Annotated in this window: 21 protein-coding genes; 2 read left to right on the top strand and 19 right to left on the bottom strand. The window is 61.1% G+C overall.

The window, feature by feature from the left end; all coding sequences use genetic code 11:
- Position 1 precedes the first annotated feature (1 nt).
- The 5 genes from AC1DTN_RS09935 to AC1DTN_RS09915 form a co-directional block, all read right to left on the bottom strand.
- Complete coding sequence (locus AC1DTN_RS09935) at positions 2-808, bottom strand: cell wall hydrolase (protein WP_439017748.1); 807 nt, start codon at positions 806-808, stop codon at positions 2-4.
- A 152-nt stretch (positions 809-960) separates the two neighbouring features.
- Entirely contained in the window at positions 961-2001 is a 1041-nt protein-coding gene (locus tag AC1DTN_RS09930; protein ID WP_477920655.1) for a sulfate/molybdate ABC transporter ATP-binding protein, read from the bottom strand.
- Positions 2002-2011: 10 nt separating this feature from the next.
- Positions 2012-2899 (bottom strand): sulfate ABC transporter permease subunit CysW, encoded by an 888-nt coding sequence (cysW, locus tag AC1DTN_RS09925; RefSeq protein WP_439017749.1) that lies wholly within the window; start codon positions 2897-2899, stop codon positions 2012-2014.
- Entirely contained in the window at positions 2889-3746 is an 858-nt protein-coding gene (cysT, locus tag AC1DTN_RS09920; RefSeq protein WP_477920654.1) for a sulfate ABC transporter permease subunit CysT, read from the bottom strand. The genes cysW and cysT overlap by 11 nt, the downstream gene beginning before the upstream one ends.
- A gap of 8 nt (positions 3747-3754) precedes the next feature.
- On the bottom strand, positions 3755-4780 hold the full coding sequence (locus tag AC1DTN_RS09915; protein ID WP_477920652.1) for a sulfate ABC transporter substrate-binding protein: 1026 nt from the start codon (positions 4778-4780) through the stop codon (positions 3755-3757).
- Positions 4781-5135: 355 nt separating this feature from the next.
- On the opposite strand from AC1DTN_RS09915, the gene AC1DTN_RS09910 reads away from it, so the two are divergent.
- A complete protein-coding gene (locus AC1DTN_RS09910) occupies positions 5136-6170 on the top strand; it encodes a porin (protein WP_477920651.1) in 1035 nt (344 codons plus the stop codon).
- A 90-nt stretch (positions 6171-6260) separates the two neighbouring features.
- On the opposite strand, the gene AC1DTN_RS09905 is transcribed toward AC1DTN_RS09910, so the two are convergent.
- The 10 genes from AC1DTN_RS09905 to AC1DTN_RS09860 form a co-directional block, all read right to left on the bottom strand.
- The gene (locus AC1DTN_RS09905; RefSeq protein ID WP_439017751.1) at positions 6261-6716 is read right to left on the bottom strand and encodes a PTS sugar transporter subunit IIA; all 456 of its coding nucleotides are present in this window, start codon (positions 6714-6716) and stop codon (positions 6261-6263) included.
- 29 nt (positions 6717-6745) lie between these two features.
- Positions 6746-7438 carry a response regulator transcription factor gene (locus AC1DTN_RS09900; protein ID WP_007820889.1) on the bottom strand — a complete coding sequence of 231 codons (693 nt, stop codon included), beginning with the start codon at positions 7436-7438 and terminating at the stop codon, positions 6746-6748.
- The gene (locus tag AC1DTN_RS09895; RefSeq protein WP_477920650.1) at positions 7435-10146 is read right to left on the bottom strand and encodes a DUF4118 domain-containing protein; all 2712 of its coding nucleotides are present in this window, start codon (positions 10144-10146) and stop codon (positions 7435-7437) included. Before AC1DTN_RS09895 ends, AC1DTN_RS09900 begins: the two co-directional genes overlap by 4 nt.
- Before the next feature lie 64 nt (positions 10147-10210).
- Entirely contained in the window at positions 10211-10780 is a 570-nt protein-coding gene (kdpC, locus tag AC1DTN_RS09890) for a potassium-transporting ATPase subunit KdpC (RefSeq protein ID WP_477920649.1), read from the bottom strand.
- A 12-nt stretch (positions 10781-10792) separates the two neighbouring features.
- Positions 10793-12853 carry a potassium-transporting ATPase subunit KdpB gene (kdpB, locus tag AC1DTN_RS09885; protein ID WP_439017754.1) on the bottom strand — a complete coding sequence of 687 codons (2061 nt, stop codon included), beginning with the start codon at positions 12851-12853 and terminating at the stop codon, positions 10793-10795.
- A 45-nt stretch (positions 12854-12898) separates the two neighbouring features.
- Positions 12899-13054, bottom strand: coding sequence for a hypothetical protein (locus AC1DTN_RS09880; protein WP_439017755.1), 156 nt, complete (start codon positions 13052-13054; stop codon positions 12899-12901).
- A gap of 10 nt (positions 13055-13064) precedes the next feature.
- Entirely contained in the window at positions 13065-14768 is a 1704-nt protein-coding gene (gene kdpA / locus AC1DTN_RS09875; RefSeq protein ID WP_477920647.1) for a potassium-transporting ATPase subunit KdpA, read from the bottom strand.
- 50 nt (positions 14769-14818) lie between these two features.
- Entirely contained in the window at positions 14819-14908 is a 90-nt protein-coding gene (locus tag AC1DTN_RS09870) for a K(+)-transporting ATPase subunit F (protein ID WP_016556800.1), read from the bottom strand.
- A 384-nt stretch (positions 14909-15292) separates the two neighbouring features.
- Entirely contained in the window at positions 15293-15655 is a 363-nt protein-coding gene (locus AC1DTN_RS09865; protein ID WP_113321486.1) for a copper resistance CopC family protein, read from the bottom strand.
- Between the two features lie 75 nt (positions 15656-15730).
- Positions 15731-15931, bottom strand: coding sequence for a hypothetical protein (locus AC1DTN_RS09860; protein WP_477920645.1), 201 nt, complete (start codon positions 15929-15931; stop codon positions 15731-15733).
- Positions 15932-16171: 240 nt separating this feature from the next.
- On the opposite strand from AC1DTN_RS09860, the gene AC1DTN_RS09855 reads away from it, so the two are divergent.
- On the top strand, positions 16172-17215 hold the full coding sequence (locus AC1DTN_RS09855) for an NAD(P)-dependent alcohol dehydrogenase (RefSeq protein WP_439017758.1): 1044 nt from the start codon (positions 16172-16174) through the stop codon (positions 17213-17215).
- 6 nt (positions 17216-17221) lie between these two features.
- On the opposite strand, the gene AC1DTN_RS09850 is transcribed toward AC1DTN_RS09855, so the two are convergent.
- From AC1DTN_RS09850 to AC1DTN_RS09835, 4 genes are all read right to left on the bottom strand, one after another.
- Entirely contained in the window at positions 17222-17791 is a 570-nt protein-coding gene (locus AC1DTN_RS09850; protein ID WP_439017759.1) for a DedA family protein, read from the bottom strand.
- Positions 17792-17824: 33 nt separating this feature from the next.
- Positions 17825-19186: an FAD-containing oxidoreductase gene (locus tag AC1DTN_RS09845; protein ID WP_439017760.1), complete on the bottom strand. Its 1362-nt coding sequence runs from the start codon at positions 19184-19186 to the stop codon at positions 17825-17827.
- A complete protein-coding gene (locus tag AC1DTN_RS09840) occupies positions 19186-19644 on the bottom strand; it encodes a DUF4126 family protein (protein WP_113321460.1) in 459 nt (152 codons plus the stop codon). Before AC1DTN_RS09840 ends, AC1DTN_RS09845 begins: the two co-directional genes overlap by 1 nt.
- Positions 19645-19740: 96 nt before the next feature.
- Positions 19741-20928 (bottom strand): acyl-CoA dehydrogenase, encoded by a 1188-nt coding sequence (locus tag AC1DTN_RS09835; protein ID WP_439017761.1) that lies wholly within the window; start codon positions 20926-20928, stop codon positions 19741-19743.
- Positions 20929-21137 lie beyond the last annotated feature (209 nt).

Raw genomic sequence — 21137 nt, 5'->3', positions numbered from 1 at the left:
ATCAGCCGCCGTTTGCCGAAATGCCTGGTCGCAACATCACGCTGTCATAGGCAGGGCGCGGTGTCGGGATGGCGATAGGCGTGCCGGGTTCAGGCTCGATCGCGGTCGCTGCTGGTATCGGCAACGGGTTGGTACTTGCCGTCGCCGCGGGGTCTGGGGACGGGATCGGTACCGGAACATCTGACGGGATCAACACCTCGAATTGTGGCGGCAGCATGCTTTCGCCGGGCACATAGTTCATCGCGACTTCGTAGGACGGCAGTGGTGGCGGCGTTTCGAGCGTTCCATCTTCGTCGCGCTTCTCGTAGAAGGCGTTGCCGCCCGCGACCGTCACATAGTGCATGTTATTGTAAGGAAATTTCAATCCTGCGGTGTGGAAGAACATCGCGTCCTTCACGGCCGGATGGCGTTCGCCCTTCAGGATCGCGTCAGCCGCGGTCGCAAGCTCAGGCTCTGCCTGCGGCTTGACCTCGCGTGTCATGACACCGGGCGCAAACTGCCTCTTCTGGGCGACGACGCCGCAGATGGAATCGGCATAGGCGCCGGAGGTCAGCCTGTTCATGACCACACTGCCGACAGCCAGATAGCCATCCTCATCCGAATGCTGCGATTCGAAGTACATCGCCCGCTTCAGGCAGTCGCGATCTTTTGTGGTGTAATTGAAAGTGACCTTTGCCGGTTGAACCTGTTTCGATTTGGCTTTAACCGGCGCTGCCGCCGGTTTCGGTGTCGTCGTGCAGCTCGCGGCTGCCAGTCCTACGAATAAAATCCCGACCAGGGATTTTCCAAAGGAAATCTCCGCCCTCAACGCCAGGTGCCTCCTATTGGAATTAGTCCAGCCCTTTTCGATCTAAGCGAAAACGTTTTTACCCGGCATGTGACAAAAATACAAACAACCGGAGATCACAAAAATAACAAAGGGTTCCCGCCGAAATACGATTCTGGCGGGAACCGGTGATATCAATTCCGGAAAAGCTTCCAGCGTATCGGCTTGAAGGCGACGCGGGACCGGTCGAGCCTGTCGGCTTCGCTCGGCGGAAGCTCGATCTCGATATGCGGGCGGTCCTTGCCGATGTCGAGTTCGATATGGCGGGTACCTGCGACGCGCCGGCTGGCGACTGGTTGGCCGGCGATGCAGTTCTCGGCGGATTCGCAGAGCCGGACATCGTGCGGGCGGAAATAGAGCTGCGCAGCACCATCGGCCTCGCTCTCGGCATTGAGGCCGAGCGAGCGACCCTCGAAGTGGATATCGCCGCCGGCGACCTCCACCTGCAGGCAGTTCGACTGGCCGACGAAGCCGTAGACGAAGGGTGAGTTGGGGCTGTCATAGACCTGGTCCGGCGTGCCGACCTGCTCGATTGCACCCTGGCTCATGACGACGACGCGGTCGGCAAGCTCCATCGCCTCATCCTGATCGTGGGTGACGAAGACGGTGGTGTGGCCGGTGCGGTCATGGATTTCGCGTAGCCATTTGCGTAGGTCCTTGCGCACTTGCGCATCGAGCGCGCCGAAGGGCTCGTCGAGCAGCAGGACGTTCGGCTCGACCGCCATGGCGCGGGCAAGGGCCACGCGCTGGCGCTGGCCGCCGGAAAGCTGCGCCGGATAGCGCTTTTCAAGACCCGAAAGCTGTACGAGGTCGAGCAGTTCCAGCGCTCGCTTGCGGATTTCCGCTTTCGGCGGACGGCGCGACGCATTGCGCACCTTCAGGCCGAAGGAGACGTTGTCGAGCACTGTCATATGGCGGAAAAGCGCATAGTGCTGGAACACGAAGCCGATATTGCGTTGCTGGACTGTCTTCCTCGACGCATCCTCTTCGCCGAAGAAGATCTGGCCCTCGGTCGGGCTTTCAAGGCCGGCGATAAGGCGCAGAAGCGTGGTCTTGCCGGAGCCGGAGGGGCCGAGCAATGCGATCAATTCACCTGAGCGGATATCGAGCGAGACATCGTGCAGCGCCGGAAAGCGGTCGAATTCCTTGCGTATGTTTTGGACGCGTACTTCCATTCTAATTCCTTCAGTGCCGCCGGCTGGCGGCGATTTCGGCGCTATAGCGCATTTCCAGCAGCGTCTTCAAAACAAGTGTGACGAGGGCAAGCAGGGCCAGAAGCGAAGCGACCGCAAAGGCCCCGGTGAAATTATACTCGTTGTAGAGGATTTCCACCTGCAACGGCATCGTATTGGTCTGCCCGCGAATATGGCCCGATACGACCGACACGGCGCCGAACTCACCCATAGCGCGGGCATTGCACAGCAGCACGCCGTAGAGCAGGCCCCATTTGATGTTCGGCAGCGTGACGTGCCAGAAGGCTTGCCAGCCGCTTGCGCCGAGCGAAAGGGCCGCTTCCTCATCCTGCGTTCCCTGTTCCTGCATGAGCGGGATGAGCTCGCGCGCCACGAAGGGAAAAGTGACGAACATGGTGGCGAGGATCAGCCCCGGCGCCGCAAACAGGATCTTGATGTCGTTGGTGCTCAGCCACTGGCCGAGCCAGGTGTTGGCGCCGAAGAGCAGCACGAAGACAAGGCCTGAAATGACCGGCGAGACCGAAAACGGCAGATCGATCAGTGTGGTCAGGAACGCCTTGCCCTTGAACTCGAACTTGGCGATCGCCCAGGCGGCGGCAACGCCGAAGGCGAGGTTCAGTGGCACACTGACGCCGGCGACGATCAGCGTCAGGCGGATGGCCGAGAAGGTTTCAGCATCCTGAAGGGCTGTGAAAAATGAACCGACACCCTTGCGGAAGGCCTCTACGAAGACGGCTGCGAGCGGCAGAAACAGGATCAGGAGCAGGAAGAGCAGCGAGATGACGACCAGCACGATGCGGGCGACCTTGCTTTCGGTGACGGCCGAATGAACCTTGTGCGCCCCGGCCGTCGAGGTGATTGCGACGGAATCAGACGCCATAACCGTACCTCCGCCTGCTCCAGCTCTGGATGAGATTGATGACGAGCAGCATCGTAAAGGAGATGATCAGCATTATAGCAGCAATACCCGTTGCGGCCGCGTAATTATACTCTTCGAGCTTGATGACGATCAGCAGCGGGGCGATCTCCGATTTGAACGGCAGGTTGCCGGCAATGAAGATGACCGAGCCGTATTCACCGACGGCGCGGGCGAAGGCAAGGGCGAAACCTGTCAGTACTGCGGGTGCAAGGCCCGGCAGCAGCACGCGTGCGATTGTCTGGAAACGATTGGCGCCGAGCGTGGCGGCAGCCTCCTCCACTTCCTTGTCGATCTCTTCCATGACCGGCTGGACCGTTCGCACGATGAAGGGCAGGCCGACGAAGATGAGGGCGACGACGATACCGGCCGGCGTGAAGGCGATCTTGATGCCGAGTGGCGTCAGGAACTGCCCGACCCAGCCGTTCGGAGCGTAGAGGGTTGTCAGTGCGATGCCGGCGACAGCCGTCGGCAGGGCGAAGGGCAGGTCCACCATGGCGTCGATAATGCGTTTGCCGGGGAACCGGTAACGAACCAGGACCCAGGCGAGGATGACGCCAAAGACGACATTGAGACAGGCGGCGATGAAGGCGCAGCCGAAGCTGATGCGCAGCGCGCTCAGCGTTCGCTGGTCGAATGCAATGCCGAAGAACTTCTCCCAGCCGAGTGTGCTCGACCGCCAGGCAAGGCCAGACAGCGGGACAAGGACGATGAGGGTAAGCCAGATCAAGGTAAGGCCGAGCGCCAGTCCGAAACCCGGAATGACGCTCGGCCGCTTGAACCGCCACCGTGTGGGGTTATGTGCGCTCATAAGACCTATTATTGGGCAGGCTTGTAGATCTGGTCAAATACGCCGCCGTCGCCGAAGAATTTCGGCTGTGCGTCCTTCCAGCCGCCGAAGTCGTCAATCGTAGCGAGCGTCAGCTTCGGGAAGCGGGCAATATCAGCCGGATCGGCTGCTTCCGGCTTGATCGGGCGGTAATAATGCTTTGCCGCGATCTTCTGGCCTTCATCCGAATAAAGGTAGTTCAGATAGGCTTCCGCGACCTTGCGGGTGCCCTTCTTGTCGACGTTGCCATCGACGATTGCGACAGGCGGATCGGCGCGGATCGAGAAGGCGGGGGTCACGATCTCGAACTGGTCGGGGCCGAGTTCCTCAAGCGAGAGATAGGCTTCGTTTTCCCAGGCGAGCAGCACATCGCCGAGGCCGCGCTGGACAAAGGTGGTCGTAGCGCCACGTGCGCCGCTGTCGAGAACCGGAACGTGCTGCAGGAGTTTGGTCACATAATCCTGCGCCTTGGCTTCGTCACCGCCGTTCGCCTGCTTGGCCCATGCCCAGGCCGCAAGGAAGTTCCAGCGAGCGCCGCCGGAGGTCTTCGGGTTCGGCGTGATGACCTGCACGTCGTCCTTGATCAGATCACTCCAATCCTTGATGCCCTTCGGGTTGCCSTTGCGCACGAGGAAGACGATCGTCGAAGTGTAGGGGGTCGAATTGTTCGGGAACTTGGTCTTCCAGTCAGCCGGGATCTTCCCCGTCGCCTTGGCGATCGCGTTGATATCGCCTTCGAGAGCGAGGGTCACGACGTCGGCGTCAAGGCCGTCGATGACCGAGCGCGCCTGGGCGCCGGAACCACCATGAGAGGCCTGGATCGTTACGGCTTCGCCGGTGTCGGCTTTCCACTTTGCGGCGAAGGCGGCGTTGAAATCCTTATACAATTCGCGTGTCGGATCATAGGACACGTTCAGAAGCGTCTGGTCGGCGAAGGCCGGTGCGACGCTGCCGATCGCAAAGCTGCCTGCCATGACCGCGGCCGCGATGAGCCGGGTGAGCCTTAAAGTCTGCATGGGAACCCTCCGTGGTTATGCGCTAAACTCTATCAACTAGGTCGTATAATGAAACGAAGATTGTTCCGGTTCCGGGGACCAACCTTAGAAAGCCATCCCATTTTCAGCGGGTGATTGCGAATGGGACGTGCTGTCAGTTGGCCGCGGCCAATTAAGGCGCCACGCCACAGTCGTGATTTTTCTGCCACAGTTCGATCCTGAAAGTGGCATTGGTGTGTCGATTTTTAGTCATCTTTTGCAGCACTGACGTTTTCGAGTGCCTACATGGATTTCCGGTCGTTGGGATTCGGCGACCGATGGTGGGGGTGCCCTTGAAGCACTGCTCGCCTCTTTCAAACCGTAAAAGGTCTTTCTGATGTCTATTAAAACTATCCTTCTTGGCTCTGTCGCCGCCCTTGCAGCGGTTTCCGGAGCCCATGCAGCCGACGCTATCGTCGCAGCCGAGCCGGAGCCCGTAGAATATGTTCGCGTTTGCGACGCCTACGGGACTGGCTACTTCTACATCCCGGGCACCGAAACCTGCCTTCAGATTAGCGGTTACATCCGTTTCCAGGCTAACGTTGGCCAGAATACCGGCGCCTCCACAACCAACCCGAACGACTCCGACTGGGATGCCGTTACCCGTGGTCAGGTCACCTTCCAGACCAAGAACGACACCGAGTACGGCACGCTCACGGGCGTGATCACGCTGCGTACCAACGCTGACAATGCCACCAACCAGACCACCACGCTCGACGAAGGCTACATTGATATCGCCGGCTTCCGCGTTGGTAAGCAGTACAGCTGGTGGGATGACGATCTGAGCGGCGAGACGGACACGCTCTCGAGCAACGAGACGACCCACAACTCGATCCGCTATCAGTACGAGACCGACAACTTCGCAGCCGGTATCTCGGTCGACGAACTTGAAGAAGCCTATGCCGAGAAGCCGGGCGAAGGCCCGAACAACTTCGGCGTTGCAGCCCAGGTTTCCTTCAAGAGCGGCGCATTCAGCGGCTACCTGCTCGGGGGCTACGATTCCGACAACGAGGAAGGCGCCATCCGCGCAATCCTGTATGCCGACATCGGCCCCGGCACCCTCGGCCTCGCTGGCATCTGGGCTAGCGGCGCCAACTACTACTACGAAGAGTCCGAATGGACGATCGCTGCAGAGTACAAGGTGAAGCTCACCGACAAGTGGGCCGTTACCCCGGCCTTCCAGTACTTCGACAAGATCGATCTCGATGCTGACGGCAAGGGCTTCAGCGGCGGCAGCGCCTACACGACCGGCGTGACCGTCGACTACCAGATCGTTGAAAATCTGCGCAGCAAGCTCAGCGTTCAGTATCACGACGAAGAAGACGGCGACGACGAAACCTTCGGTTTCCTGCGTCTCCAGCGCGACTTCTAATAAAAAGGGGCCGAAGCGGCCCCTTGTCATCGATTTGCCTTCCCCCCGCTACGGCGGGGAGAAGGTCGAGAACGCGAAGCGAATTTATCCTTACACGCGCGAATCCGCGATGAAATCCGAGTAGAATTCATCGACACTTCTGGCCTTGCGCATGGCCGCCAGGACGCCTTCCGATTGAAGCCTGCGGGCGATTGCGGCAAGCACGTTCAGATATTCCCCGCGATTATTTTCCCCGAAGAGCAGTACGAAGGCGATGTCCGTCGGGATATCGTCGATCGCATCGAAATCCAGCGGCTGCGCGAAACGGATCAGCAGGCCACGCGGGCTCGTCATACCGTTGATGGCTGCATGGGGAACGGCAATGCCGTTGCCGATGCCGGTGGAGCCGAGCTTCTCCCGCGATTCGAGCGCTTTCAGCACGGTCTGACCGTCAATGCCGAAGGCGTTGCCAGCCTTTTCGGCAATCGCCTGCAGCGCGCGCCACTTGGTCGTCACCGACAGGCCGATGAAGGTGTGCTCCGGCCGGATGATATTAGAGAGGTTCATTTCATTCTCGATGCTGTACGAGGCGGGTATCAGTCAGGCTCGCGGAGCCGATAGCCGACGCCGGTCTCGGTGGTGATATAGTGTGGCTGGTCGGGAATCTGCTCGACCTTTTGCCGCAGCTGGCGCACATAGACGCGCAGATACTGCACGTCCGCCGCCGGCCCCCATACCTGCTTCAGGAGAAACTGATGTGTCAGCACCTTGCCGGCATGCTGAGCAAGTACGCGCAGGATGTCGTATTCCTTCGGCGACAGCTTGATCTCCCTGCCGTCGACCTTGACGATGCGCTTGACGAGATCGATCGACAGCCCGCCCGTCTGAAAGATCGCCTTTTCGCCCTGTTGCTGCAGCCGGTGGCGGAGCGCCACGCGGATGCGGGCACCGAGTTCGTTGACGCCGAAGGGCTTCGTCACATAGTCGTCAGCACCGCTTTCCAGCGCCTTGACGATGCCGGCCTCGTCGGTACGGCTCGACAGGATGACGACAGGCATGGTGAGCCCGTCCTCGCGCCATTCCTGCAAAAGGTCATGGCCCGGCATGTCGGGAAGGCCGAGATCGAGCACGATGAGATCGGGCTGGTCGTCCTTGACGGACTGGCGGGCCGCCCCGGCATTCGGCGCCTCATGAACTTCATAGCCCTGCGCGGTGAGGCCGACGCGTAAAAGCTTGCGGATCGGGGGCTCGTCGTCGACGACGAGAATCTTGACGGCTGAACCGGTCATTTGAGTTCATCCAGTTTGGGAATATCATTCGGTTTGGGAAGGCGGATGGTGAAGACAGCGCCGGACCGGTCCGTCCGGTTGCCGGCGGTGATCGTCCCGCCCATCGCCTCGATGAAGCCCCGGCATATGGAGAGGCCGAGGCCGGTGCCGGCGCGCACCTGATCGCCCTTGCGCACACGGTAGAAGGTGTCGAAGACACGGGTAAGGTCTGCAGGGGGAATGCCCGGGCCTTCGTCGGAGACCTGTACGACGACATTATCGGCATCCGCCCAACCCTCGATGCGGATGACGGAACCCTCGGGCGCGTATTTGGCGGCATTGTCGAGCAGATTGAAGAGGACCTGTTCGAAGAGAACAGGATCGACGCGAACCATGGGCAGGTCAGCAGCGATCGTCATCTCCGTCCTGTGATGGTCGAGGATCTTGGCAGCCCTTCGCAAAGCGGTGCCGGCGATGTCGCCGGCATAGTGCAGCGCATAATTCGGTTCCATAGCACCGGATTCGATCTTCGTCATGTCGAGCAGGTTGGCGATAAAGCGGTTGAGGCGCTCGGATTCATCGACCACGGTCGAGAGAAGATCGGTGCGGTCCTCCGCCGGCATGGAATCGAAATAGTCGCGTAGCGTGCCGGACGCGCCGAGGATAGCTGCAAGCGGCGTTTTCAGATCGTGCGAGATCGAGGTCAGCAAGGCAGACCGCAGGCGATCGGCTTCCGCCGCAAGCTTGGCGCGATCGACATCGGCGACGAGCTGAACGCGCTCGATGGCGAGTGCCGCCTGGTCCGCAAGAGCGTCCAGAAGACGCTGCTGCTCGGGTGTCAGCAGCGGGCCGTCGCGGCGGTCGCTGTCCAGCCCGATGACGCCGACGGCGGTGCGGCCGGTGCGCAGCGGTACATAGAGGCGCTTGGCACCGGGCAGAGTATCGGCGCCGCGCCCGGCCGCATGATTATGCTCCCAGGCCCAGCGGGCGGCGGCTATATCGGCATCGACGAGCGTATCGTCAGGCGGATAACCGGCCTTGACCGCGATGGAATTGTCCTCCGGCAGAAGCAGAACGACGCGCACCTTGAGCATCGAGGCGATCTGGAAGGCGGTTGCCCAGAGAACGTCATCGAGCGTGCCGGTGCCGGCGAGCTTCTTGGAAAAGAGATAGAGGTCTTCCGTCGTTCGCGCCCTCTGCCGGGCGGCGACCGCCTGCCGCTGCACCGTCGCCGTGAGATTTGAGGCGATAACGGCGACGCCTAGGAAGAAGAAGAGCGCCAGCACGCTTTCAGGGTCGCTGATCGTCAGCGTATAGCGCGGCGGCAGGAAGAAGAAGTTAAAGGAGAGGGCGCTGACGATACAGGTATAGAGCGCGGGCCTCAGGCCATGGATGACGGCTGACGTCAGCACCGCCATCAGGAAGACGAGCGCCAGATTGCGTACGTCGAGAACCTGATCGAGCACCACGCCGACAGCCAGCGCAATGGCGACATAGGCGGTGGAGAGTATGTAGGCCCGGAGATTCAGCGTCGGGGCGCTCGAAGCCGCCTTGACGCCGCGCTGTGAAGCCGTGTCTTTCTCGTTCCCGGAAATGACATGAACGCTGATATCGCCCGCCCGCCGGATCAGCTCGTCGGTTGTCGAACGGCTCCACCACCCCTCGCGCCAGGTCGGCTTTTTCGGGGCACCGATGACGATGTGCGTGACATTGTTGGCGGTGGCGTGCCGCACCAGCTCTTCCGCCACTTCGCGACCGGGAATGGTGATTGCTTCACCGCCGAGCTGTTCGGCAAGCCGCAAGGTGGCTGCGATCGTGTCTCGCTGCGTTTCCGAAAGATTGATGGAGCGATTGGTTTCGATATAGACGGCGGCCCAGGGGCCACGCAGGCGCGAGGCCATGCGCGAGGCATAGCGGACGAGCGAGGCAGAGCGGGGATGCTCGTCGATCGACACCAGCACGCGTTCGCCGGCGGCCCACGGGCCGGAAATCGCATGCGCCTGCATATGGGTCAGCAACTGGTCGTCGACGCGCTGGGCGGTCTTGCGCAGGGCGAGTTCGCGCAGCGCCGTCAGGTTGCCGGGCGTGAAATAATTGGTCAGCGCGCGCTCGGCGGTCTTTGCCACATAGACCTTGCCATCGTGAAGACGCTTGATGAGGTCGTCGGGTGTCAGGTCGATGATCTCGATATCATCAGCCATGTCGATCACAGAGTCCGGGACGGTTTCGCGCACCCGGATGCGGGTGATCTGCGAAACGACGTCGTTCAGGCTCTCCACATGCTGGATGTTCAGCGTCGAATAGACATCGATGCCGCGGTCGAGCAGTTCCTTGACATCGAGATAGCGCTTCGGATGGCGGCTGCCCTCGGCATTGGTATGAGCGAGCTCGTCGACGAGAACGAGATCGGGCTTGCGGGCGAGAATGGCATCGAGATTCATCTCTTCGAGCGACTGGCCGCGATAGGCGATCTTCACACGCGGAACGATCTCGAAACCGGCAAGCAGCGCCTCGGTCTCTTTGCGGCCATGGGTTTCGACGACGCCGATCACCACGTCAAGGCCATCGGCCATCTTGGCGTGGCCGGAGACCAGCATTTCATAGGTTTTGCCGACGCCCGGTGCAGCGCCCAGGAATATCTTCAGACGCCCGCGCGACTCCGCCCGGGCCTTTTCGAGAAGCGCATCGGGAGAGGGCCTGCCGGCCTGGTCGCGGTTGTCGTCTGGCATGCGGTTCGGTCTTTCTTCACGAGCAAGCCCCGGCCCGCTTGTCGCGCTCCGGGGCTCTCAACCTTTACTGAGTCATAGAAGCATCAAGGCTCTGGTTCAACGCCAGAACATTGACGGTCGGCTCGCCGAGCAGGCCGAGTTCGCGGCCCGTGACGGCTGCATCGACCAGCGCCTTGACCTTGGCTTCATCGACACCGCGGGCTTTGGCGACACGTGGCACCTGGAAATAGGCGGCATCCGGCGAGATGTGCGGATCGAGGCCGCTGCCTGAAGCGGTGACGAGGTCGGCGGGAACCTCGGCATTCGGGTTGGTCGCCTTGGCAGCCTCATAATCGCCTTTCACGCGATCGATCAGCTTCTGGCTGGTTGGGCCGAGGTTGGAGCCCGAGGATGCAGCGGCATTATAGCCATCGCCCGCGGCGGAAGGGCGGCCGTGGAAATACTTGTCGCTGGTAAAGGCCTGACCGATCAGCGTGGAGCCGATGACCTTCCCGTCCTTTTCAATAAGGCTGCCATTTGCCTGGAAAGGGAAGATGGCCTGAGCGGCACCCGTCATGGCAAGCGGGTAGAGAAGGCCGGTGATAGCCGTGGTGGCAACAATCATGACGATTGCCGGACGAAGTTCTTTCAACATTGTTGTAACTCCTTAGGCGAGGCCGACGGCCGTGATGACGATGTCGATCGCCTTGATGCCGATGAAGGGGACGATGATGCCGCCGAGACCGTAGATCAGCAGGTTGCGGGAGAGCAGCGCGCCGGCGCCGATCGGACGGTAGCGCACACCCTTCAGTGACAGCGGGATCAGCGCGATGATGATCAGCGCATTGAAGATGATCGCCGACAGGATGGCGCTCTGCGGCGTGGCGAGGCCCATGACATTGAGCACGCCAAGCTGCGGGTAGAACGTCAGGAACATCGCCGGGATGATGGCAAAGTACTTGGCGATGTCGTTGGCGATCGAGAAGGTCGTCAGCGCGCCGCGTGTCATCAGCAACTGCTTGCCGATTTCGACGATCTCGATGAGCTTCGTCGGGTCGCTGTCGAGGTCGACCATGTTGCCGGCCTCACGGGCTGCGACCGTGCCGGTGTTCATGGCCACGCCAACGTCGGCCTGTGCGAGGGCGGGAGCGTCGTTCGTGCCGTCGCCGCACATGGCGACCAGCTTGCCCTTGGCCTGCTCTTCGCGGATGAGCTGCAGCTTGTTCTCAGGCGTTGCCTGGGCGAGGAAATCGTCCACGCCGGCTTCGGCGGCGATGGCGGCTGCGGTCATCGGGTTGTCGCCGGTGATCATGACGGTCCGGATACCCATGCGGCGAAGCTCGTTGAAGCGTTCGCGGATGCCGCCCTTGACGATATCCTTGAGCTGGATGACGCCAAGCAGCTTGCCGTCGCGGGCAACGGCAAGCGGCGTTCCGCCGGCCTTGGCGATCTCATCTGATATCGACTGCAGTTCACGGACGATTTCGGCGCCGTTCTTCGAGGAGGCATCGCCATTGACGTAGGTCAGCACCGCATCGACAGCGCCCTTGCGGATCGCGGAGCCTTCAAGATCGACGCCGCTCATGCGTGTCTGGGCGGTGAAGGGCACGAAGGTGGCTTTCAGGCCGGCCATGTCGCGGCCTCGGATCGCATATTTCTCCTTGGCGAGCACGACGATCGAGCGTCCCTCAGGCGTCTCATCGGCAAGCGAGGCAAGCTGGGCCGCATCGGCGAGATCCTGTTCGGAGATGCCGCGGACCGGGCGGAAGCTGGTGGCCTGGCGGTTGCCCAGCGTGATCGTGCCAGTCTTGTCGAGCAGCAGCGTATCGACGTCACCGGCGGCTTCGACGGCGCGGCCGGACATGGCGAGCACGTTGAAGCGGACGAGGCGGTCCATGCCGGCGATACCGATTGCCGACAGCAGGGCGCCGATGGTGGTCGGGATCAGCGTGACGAAGAGGGCAACGAGCACGATGATCGGGATCGAGCCACCGGCATAGGCGGCAAAGCTCGGGATCGTCGCCGTGGCGAGCACGAAGATCAGCGTCATGCCGGCGAGCAGGATGTTGAGCGCGATTTCGTTCGGCGTCTTCTGGCGTTCGGCGCCTTCGACGAGTGAGATCATGCGGTCGAGGAAGGTCGAGCCGGCAGCAGCGGTGATGCGTACGCGGATCCAGTCGGAAAGAACCTGCGTACCACCTGTCACGGCCGAGCGGTCGCCGCCGGATTCACGGATAACAGGGGCGGACTCGCCTGTTATGGCCGCTTCGTTGACTGAGGCGACACCTTCGACGACTTCGCCGTCCGAGGGGATGATGTCGCCAGCTTCGACGAGGACGAGGTCGCCGACCTTCAGGCTCGTGCCGGGCACCATGCGGTAGCCGCTACCGTTGTTGGCGGTCAGCAGCTTGGCCTGGGTCTCGGTACGCGCTTTGCGCAGCGAGTCGGCCTGCGCCTTGCCGCGGCCTTCGGCGACGGCTTCAGCGAAGTTGGCAAACAGCACGGTGAACCAGAGCCAGAGGTTGATCTGGAAGGAGAAGGCGAGATTGCCGTTGCCTGAGACTAGGTCGCGCAGGAACAGGACTGTGGTCAGTGCCGAGACCGTGGCCACGACGAACATGACCGGGTTCTTGGCGAGGGTGCGCGGGTTGAGCTTGGTGAAAGCAGCGCCCACGGCCGGAATGAGGATGCGAGAATCCAGGATGCTCGCGGATTTTGCCTGGCTCATAAGAGACTCCAGCTTTGAAACGAGGATGGCGAACCGGATTGCCGGTCAGCCCTGTAAGATTCTGATCGCGCAGACGATGACGAGCAGGCCTGCCATCATCACCAGGATGATGTCGGAGGCGCGCGGCGTCCGCTGGGCTCCACGCCCCGACAGACCGGGACGTGGATGGAAGGCTTTTCGAAGCCTGTGACGGATGATCATGACACCCACCTCAGAAGGTCTGGCCGGCAATGGTGACCAGGTGCTCGACGACGGGGCCGAGGGCCAGTGCCGGGAAGAAGGTGAGACCACCGACGATCAGGATCGTGCCGATGAGCAGGCCGACGAAGAGGGGGCCATCCGTCGGGAATGTACCTGCCGAGGCCGGAACCGTCTTCTTCGTGACCAGAGAGCCGGCAATCGCAAGAGCCGGAATGATGACGAGGAAGCGGCCCATCAGCATGCCGATGCCGAGCGTGATGTTATACCAGGGCGTATTGCCCGTCAGGCCGCCGAAAGCCGAGCCGTTGTTGGCCGCAGCCGACGTATAGGCATAGAGGATTTCGGAGAACCCGTGCGGGCCGGCCGTGCCGATCGAGGCGACTGCCGAGGGCAGCACGCTGGCGATCGCGGTGAAGACCAGCATGGCGAGCGGCAGGCAGAGGATGGCGAGAACGGCCATCTTCATCTCCTTCGCCTCGATCTTCTTGCCGAGATATTCCGGCGTGCGGCCGACCATGAGGCCTGCCACGAAGACGGCGACGATGATGAACATCAGGATGCCGTAGAAGCCAGCGCCGACGCCGCCGACGATGACTTCGCCGAGCTGCATGTTGATGAGCGGGATCAGGCCGCCAAGCGCCGTGAATGAGCCGTGCATGGCATTGACCGCGCCGCAGGAAGCAGCCGTAGTGATGACCGCAAACAGCGAGGACATGGCAACGCCGAAGCGGACTTCCTTACCTTCCATATTGCCGCCGCCGAGACCGAAGGCATGCATTAGCGGGTTGCCGGCAGCTTCCGCCCAGTAGGTGATGCCGACGCCGACGATGAAGAGCAGGCCCATGGAGGCGAGGATCGCCCAGCCCTGGCGCTGGTTGCCGACCATGCGGCCGAAGACGTTGGTGAAGGCTGCACCGATCGCAAAGATCGACACCATCTGGATCATGTTCGAGATATTGTCGGGGTTCTCGAAGGGATGGGCGGAGTTGGCATTGAAGAAACCGCCGCCATTGGTGCCGAGCATCTTGATCGCAAGCTGCGAGGCGACGGGGCCGACGGCGATCGTCTGCTTGGCGCCTTCGAGCGTCGTGGCATCGACATAGGGGCCGAGCGTCTGCGGCACGCCGAGCCAGACATAGGCAAGCGTCAGCACGATGCAGATCGGCAGCAGAATGTAGAGCGTGGCGCGGATCATATCGACCCAGAAATTGCCGATCGCCTTGCCCGATGCGCGCGAGAAGGCGCGGATGAACGCAACGGCAATCGCCATGCCTGTCGCAGCCGACACGAAGTTCTGGACGGTGAAGCCCATCATCTGTGTCAGGTAGGACATGGTGCTTTCGCCACCGTAATTCTGCCAATTGGTATTGGAGACGAAGCTGACGGCGGTGTTGAAGGAGAGTTCCGGACCGACGGCGGCCATGCCGGCCGGGTTATAGGGCAACGCGCCTTGCAGGCGCATCAGCGCATAAAGCACGATGACGCCCATCAGGTTGAACATCAGCATGGCGAAGGCATAGGAGGTCCAGTGCTGGTCTTCACGTTCGCTGGTGCCGGCAACGGCGTAAAGTCCTCGTTCGATCGGAACGAGGACCGGTGAAAGAAATGTGTGCTCGCCGCTGAAGACACGCGTCATATAGCCGCCGAGCGGTTTGACGAGCATGAGGACGATCCCGCAGTAAAGCAGAATCTGAAGCCATCCGTTGAGGGTCATGGGAGGAAACTTTCAGTACCCGGCTGCTTCAATCAGAAGCGCCGGCTCTTTCAGAAACGTTCTGGGCGGATGAGAGCGTAGGTGAGGTAGACGGTGAGAAACACGGTCACGGCACCGCTCAAGATATAATCGAGGGTCATCTGTTCTCTCCTGTCAAAGCCTGTCGCAGGCGCGCGTATAGGCAAAGCAAAGTCCGAAAAATACGATTGCAGTGCCGAGTAGAATTATATCCATCATCGATCTTGACTCCGGTTTGTTATTCTTGGAGTCAGACAAGACAAAGGGCGCCGGCTCAGTGGAAGCGACACCTTTTATGCTTTCTGGCGTGGAGATGATCTTTGCGATCTCTCGGACATTAATATGCGGCCGAAGTGCATAAAGGTTCGAGATTGCATCGGGGGCATCAATATAAAAATCTTATAAATGCCTTTATGCGGTCAAAACGTGCTTATGCGGCCGGAAAGACAAAAAACGCCGTGCCCGGACGGAACGGCGCTATTTCGAACAGCTTGATATCGGAAGGTTCAGGGATCGACCCGGAACTGGTAGTGGCCCTCAGCACTGTGGCCGTCCATCGAGAGTACGCGCCAGTTGAGCGTATAGACGCCAGGCGCCATGGACGGATCGAGCGGGACCTTGAAGACGGAGCCTTCCGGTCCCGAAAGAAACGGCTTGCCGGTCGGCAATGTCAGGCCCTGGGCATCGAGAAGGGTGGCGGTCGAGCGGGCGAGATCGACAGGGCCGGTGAAGGTGAGCTCGAGATTGGCCGGCACCAGCTTTTCTTCCTGCTGCGGCGGCGGAAGCGATGCTTCTTCGATCGCCGCAGACGCCTCGTTTGCGGCAAAGAGAAGAGATGCGAACAGGCAGAATGACACAATCGATTTCATGACGGTCTTCCTTACATTGCCGATCCGCATGGTGTCGGGAGCGTCATGCACCCGCCGCGCCATGCCGTCGCATGCTTAATAACGCTGCGGAGGGCGATTTCGATCCCGCGCCCGTGCAATAACCCGCACTGGCTGCAGCAGTGGCTGCGGTTGGCGGCCTTGCTGGAGTGCAGCAACGGTCTCGTCCACCAGGTTGTGCCAGAATTCGCGGAGCTGTCGCGTGATCTGCGAGTTGGAAGACAGGTTTCTGCCGACATTATCGTTGTCGTGCGTCATCGCGTTACTCCTTTCCACTTTGTCGTGGTCCTTGATGGTAAATGTAGTCCTCGCCGGGCCTTTCTGGAATCATACGGACGTCTAGTGCGAGCTTATCTTTCGGGTGATAATCATGTGAGCATTTCGTCACATAATGAGCAAAAGCCTGATGGAGATGATTGAATTGCTGGGCCTTGCGGTCTTATAGTCGCCGCAACGGCGCCCCATGAATCGCGGGAGCCATAGGGAAGGAAACCGATCATGACCAAAGTCCGTGCGCTGGTACTGGAGCGCCAGCATGAGCTTGCGCTTCGCGATATCGATCTACCTCTGGAGACAGGGCCTGGGCAGGTGAAGATCAAGATCCACACCGTTGGTGTCTGCGGCTCCGACGTGCATTACTACACGCATGGCAAGATCGGCCCCTTCATCGTCAACGAGCCAATGGTGCTCGGCCATGAGGCGGCAGGCACTGTGGTCGAGGTCGGCTCCGGTGTGACGCATCTGAAGGTCGGCGATCGCGTCTGCATGGAACCCGGTATTCCCGATCCCAATTCCAAGGCAAGCCGGCTCGGCATGTACAATGTTGATCCGGCCGTTGCCTTCTGGGCGACGCCGCCGATCCACGGCGTGCTGACGCCTGAGGTCGTGCATCCGGCCAATTATACGTTCAAGCTGCCCGACAATGTCAGCTTCGCCGAAGGCGCGATGGTCGAGCCTTTCGCGGTCGGCATGCAGGCAGCCACCAAGGCGAAGATTGCACCCGGCGACACGGCCGTCGTCCTCGGTGCCGGCCCGATCGGCACCATGGTTGCGATTGCTGCTCTTGCCGGCGGCTGCGCCCGCGCGATCGTTGCCGACCTCGCCCAGCCGAAGCTCGATATTGCTGCACAGTACCAGGGCGTTATACCGGTCAATATCCGCGAAAAAAACCTCGCCGAGGAAGTCAGCCGACTGACCGATGGCTGGGGTGCGGATGTGGTCTTCGAATGCTCGGGCTCACCGAAGGCCTGGGAGACGATCATGGCGCTTCCGCGCCCCGGCGGCGTCATCGTCGCCGTCGGGCTGCCGGTCAACCCGGTCGGCTTCGACGTCTCGACGGCCTCCACCAAGGAAATCCGCATCGAGACGGTGTTCCGCTACGCCCATCAGTATGAGCGCTCGATCGCCCTTCTCGGATCGGGTCGTGTCGACCTTAAGCCGTTGATATCAGAGACCTTCACCTTCGAGGATTCGATCAAGGCCTTTGACCGCGCGGTCGAGGCGCGTCCGACGGATGTCAAGCTGCAGATCGTCATGGACTAAGGCCCTTTACGGGTACTTGATCCCAAATTTCCTCTTGCGAAGCACCAGCGCCGCGCCCGCGATGAGGGCCGCGGCGCCGAGTGCGATCAGCAGATGATGATGCAGCGGCAGGCGACCGAATATCTGGTGAATCCCGTGCCCAAAGGCATAGCCGAGTGCCGTGAAAAGCTGGCCCCAGATGAGCGCCGCCAGAAGGTTGAGCACGAGGAACCTCTGCGTCGATATATGCGTCGTGCCGATGACGATCGGGCTGATCGTCCGCAATCCCACCAGAAAGCGGAACGCAAAAATGAAGCCGGTCGGATATTTTTCGAGAAGTTGCGTGACCCGTGCGAGCGCCGGCGTCTCCATCACGCGGCGAACGAAACTCCATTGGGCGGCATAGCGGCCGGCAAAGAACCACATCTGATCTCCGGCGAATGATCCCGCCGAGGCGGCCATTGAGGCGGCCCAATAGGTCAGAAGGTCGCGATGCGCGATGACGCCGCCGAGAAAGGCGGCAGTTTCACCCTCAAAGGCGGTGCCGAGAAAGATCGCCGGGAGGCCGTAATTTTCGATCAGCAGTTCGATATTCAATGACCGGTCTCCCGCTGATTGCGATCTTCGGGATCAGATCGCCTTCAAATCACCCAGCAGCGTCGGGATCAATTCCGAAACGGTCGGGTGTATCGGCACGGACCACCGCAGCACCGGATAGGTCGTGCCGGCATTCATGGCATCGATGAAGCCGTGGATTGCCTCGTCGCCTTCGATGCCGAGAATGGCTGCACCCAGGATTTCCTTGGTCTCGGCATCTGCGACCACCTTCATGAAGCCCTTGGTTTCGCCGCGCTCATTGGCGCGGCCGACCCTGCTCATCGGCCGCGTCGAGACCATGATCCTGCGGCCTGAGGCGCGTGCCTGCTTTTCCGTCATGCCGACGCGGCCAAGCGGCGGATCGATATAGAGGGCATAGGCCAGAATGCGGCTCGAAACTTTGCGGTCGCCACCGTCCAACAGATTGGCGGCGGCGATCTCGAAGTCATTGTAGGACGTATGGGTGAAGGCGCCGTGGCCGTTGCAGTCCCCGAGCGCCCATATGCCTTCGACATTGGTGGCCAACCGGTCGTCGACGGTAATGAAGCCGCGCTTGTCGGTGGCCACACCCGCGGCATCGAGGCCGAGGTCGTCGGTATTCGGCGTCCGGCCGGTGGCGACAAGCACATGGCTTGCCTCGATCGTTTCGGAGTCGGCTGTGACGGTCACACCATCGGCGCCCTTGGCAAAGCGGATGTCCTTGACGTCGGTATGGATCTTTATGCCCTCGGATCTCAGGATTTCGGCGATCGCATCGGAAATATCCTCGTCCTCGCGGGAGGCGAGTTTCGGGCCGCGCTCGATCACCGTCACCGCCGTACCGAAACGCCGGTACATCTGTGCGAATTCCAGGCCGATATAGCTGCCGCCGATAATGGCGAGATGCTTCGGCAGGCTGTCGAGATGGATGATGCCGGTGCTGGTCAGATAATCGATATCGGCAAGGCCCGGCATATCGGGGATCGTCGGGCGGGCGCCGACATTGAGGAAAATCTTCGGTGCCGTCAGCGTCTCGCCGTTGACGACGACTTCTTTCTGGCCTGTGAAGCGGGCATGGCCGTAGATGACTGTCATAGTCTTCATGCCACCGAACCAGCCGCTTAAACCGTTGCGCGCATCCATTATGATCGTCTCTGCGCGATGGCGCACGGTCTTCATGTCGATTGCGATTTCGCCCGGGATCTGCACGCCGTAATCGGCGCCACTCCGCGCCACATGGGCAGCGCGGGCGCTTGCTACCAGTGTCTTCGTCGGCATGCAGCCTGCATTGACGCAGGTGCCGCCGAGGAACTTGCGCTCGATCAGCGCCACCTTCATGCCCGTTTCCGCCATGCGGGCGGCGAGGAATGGGCCGGCCTGGCCGGCGCCGATGACGATTGCGTCGAAGCTCTTCATCAGACTGCCCACGCGATGATAATGGCGCCAATGACAGCAACGGCATCCTCGATCAGGGCCGCCGGACGATCCTGGCCGAAGGAGGCCGCGAGCTTGCCGCGGGCGGCTGCACCGCCGAGCGTGCCGATGACCGCGCCGATGATGCCGGCGATCAGGCCGGCGAAGAGCAGACTGCTTGCGGCGCCGATGACGGCACCGCACAGCGCGCCGACGATGATGCGGGTGGCGAACTGGATCGGCACCTTGCGCGAGGGGGTGGAAGGTAACTGGTCGGTGATGAGCTCAATGATGGCAAGCGCCGTGAATATCCACGGTGTCCACTGGTAGCCCATGAAGGCAAGCGGCGTCTGAGAGATATCGAACCAGCCGAGTGCCGCGCCCCAGGCGATGGCGGCAGGTGCGGTCATGGCGCGAAGACCGGCAATGACGCCGATCAGAAGTGCGAGCAGCAGAAACATATGCAAATCCCCCTTGCACCGCAGGCCTCTCTGCCGCGGCAAGGGGAGGTTTGCACATTGTTGTCAAGGTTGCAATTCGCCTCGCGCGCGACTGAATTAGTTGGAGAAGGCGGCAATGCCTGTGATCGCACGACCGAGAATAAGCGCATGAATGTCATGCGTTCCCTCGTAGGTGTTGACCACTTCGAGATTGACGAGGTGGCGAGCGACGCCGAACTCGTCGGAAATGCCATTGCCGCCCAGCATGTCGCGGGCTGCACGAGCAATCTCCAGTGCCTTGCCGCAGGAATTGCGCTTGAGGATCGACGTCAGTTCGACGGGCGGATGACCTTCTTCCTTCATGCGGCCAAGACGCAAACATCCCTGAAGCCCGAGCGAGATTTCGGTTGCCATATCGGCAAGCTTCTTCTGGATGAGCTGGTTGGCGGCGAGCGGCCGGCCGAACTGCTGGCGGTCCAGCGTATATTGCCGGGCCGTCGCATAACAGGCTTCAGCTGCACCCAGCGCGCCCCAGGCGATGCCGAAGCGAGCGGAGTTGAGGCAGGTGAAAGGTCCTTTGAGGCCGCTGACGTCGGGTAGCAGATTCTCTTCCGGCACGAAGACATTGTCCATGACGACTTCGCCCGTGATCGAGGCGCGAAGCCCAACCTTGCCCTGGATCTTCGGGGCTGAGAGACCCTTCCAGCCCTTTTCCAGGATGAAACCGCGGATGAGGCCATCCTCGGTCTTTGCCCAGACGACGAAGACATCGGCAATCGGCGCGTTCGAGATCCAGGTCTTGGAGCCCGTCAGGCTATAACCGCCATCGACCTTCTTTGCCCGCGTCGCCATGGAGCCCGGATCGGAGCCGTGATTGGGCTCGGTCAGGCCAAAACATCCGATCCATTCGCCGGTCGCAAGTTTCGGCAGATATTTCTTCTTCTGCTCTTCGGAGCCGAAGGCGTCGATCGGCACCATGACAAGCGAGGACTGCACGCTCATCATCGAACGGTAACCACTGTCGACCCGCTCCACTTCGCGGGCGATCAGGCCGTAAGCGACGTAGCCGAGACCAGCGCCGCCATATTCCGGATCGATCGTGGGGCCGAGAAGGCCGAGTTCGCCCATCTCCCGGAATATTTCCGGATCGGTCTTCTCATGGCGGAAGGCTTCGAGGACACGGGGGCCGAGCCTTTCCTGCGCATAGGCCTGGGCGGTCTCCTGTACCATGCGCTCCTCGTCGGTCAGTTGCTCCACCAGCCGGAAAGGATCGGCCCAGTCGAAAACCTCGCGCGTGTGCTCCATGTCCAGTCTCCTCACCGCTGTTCAGGGCCATTCTAAAGGCATGCCTGATTTAAAGTCGCATAGACCCGCCCGTTTGCGGCGTCAACAAGGCGGTCATCGTGCCAAAGATGCAGCACCCATCTTTTCAAACGGCGGCTGGTGCGCCAGTTTGCGCGCGACGGATTCTCGCCAGATAGATTCTGGCCAGATAGATTCTGGAGTGAGGAGGC

The sequence above is a fragment of the Rhizobium sp. 01T444 genome, from assembly GCF_056398305.1.
The sequence above is the reverse complement of the archived record's forward strand: the minus strand, read 5'-3'. Positions and strand labels throughout refer to the sequence as shown.

Excerpts from the sequence above, each read along its gene's own strand:
- AC1DTN_RS09835 (WP_439017761.1), bottom strand. The coding sequence starts at position 20,928 with ATGGAGCACACGCGCGAGGTTTTCGACTGGGCCGATCCTTTCCGGCTG.
- AC1DTN_RS09910 (WP_477920651.1), top strand. The coding sequence starts at position 5,136 with ATGTCTATTAAAACTATCCTTCTTGGCTCTGTCGCCGCCCTTGCAGCG.
- AC1DTN_RS09905 (WP_439017751.1), bottom strand. The coding sequence starts at position 6,716 with ATGAACCTCTCTAATATCATCCGGCCGGAGCACACCTTCATCGGCCTG.
- AC1DTN_RS09930 (WP_477920655.1), bottom strand. The coding sequence starts at position 2,001 with ATGGAAGTACGCGTCCAAAACATACGCAAGGAATTCGACCGCTTTCCG.
- AC1DTN_RS09845 (WP_439017760.1), bottom strand. The coding sequence starts at position 19,186 with ATGAAGAGCTTCGACGCAATCGTCATCGGCGCCGGCCAGGCCGGCCCA.
- kdpB (WP_439017754.1), bottom strand. The coding sequence starts at position 12,853 with ATGAGCCAGGCAAAATCCGCGAGCATCCTGGATTCTCGCATCCTCATT.
- AC1DTN_RS09880 (WP_439017755.1), bottom strand. The coding sequence starts at position 13,054 with ATGATCATCCGTCACAGGCTTCGAAAAGCCTTCCATCCACGTCCCGGT.
- kdpA (WP_477920647.1), bottom strand. The coding sequence starts at position 14,768 with ATGACCCTCAACGGATGGCTTCAGATTCTGCTTTACTGCGGGATCGTC.
- AC1DTN_RS09840 (WP_113321460.1), bottom strand. The coding sequence starts at position 19,644 with ATGTTTCTGCTGCTCGCACTTCTGATCGGCGTCATTGCCGGTCTTCGC.
- AC1DTN_RS09900 (WP_007820889.1), bottom strand. The coding sequence starts at position 7,438 with ATGACCGGTTCAGCCGTCAAGATTCTCGTCGTCGACGACGAGCCCCCG.
- AC1DTN_RS09870 (WP_016556800.1), bottom strand. The coding sequence starts at position 14,908 with ATGACCCTCGATTATATCTTGAGCGGTGCCGTGACCGTGTTTCTCACC.
- AC1DTN_RS09860 (WP_477920645.1), bottom strand. The coding sequence starts at position 15,931 with ATGACGCACGACAACGATAATGTCGGCAGAAACCTGTCTTCCAACTCG.
- AC1DTN_RS09895 (WP_477920650.1), bottom strand. The coding sequence starts at position 10,146 with ATGCCAGACGACAACCGCGACCAGGCCGGCAGGCCCTCTCCCGATGCG.
- cysT (WP_477920654.1), bottom strand. The coding sequence starts at position 3,746 with ATGAGCGCACATAACCCCACACGGTGGCGGTTCAAGCGGCCGAGCGTC.
- AC1DTN_RS09855 (WP_439017758.1), top strand. The coding sequence starts at position 16,172 with ATGACCAAAGTCCGTGCGCTGGTACTGGAGCGCCAGCATGAGCTTGCG.
- kdpC (WP_477920649.1), bottom strand. The coding sequence starts at position 10,780 with ATGTTGAAAGAACTTCGTCCGGCAATCGTCATGATTGTTGCCACCACG.
- AC1DTN_RS09865 (WP_113321486.1), bottom strand. The coding sequence starts at position 15,655 with ATGAAATCGATTGTGTCATTCTGCCTGTTCGCATCTCTTCTCTTTGCC.
- cysW (WP_439017749.1), bottom strand. The coding sequence starts at position 2,899 with ATGGCGTCTGATTCCGTCGCAATCACCTCGACGGCCGGGGCGCACAAG.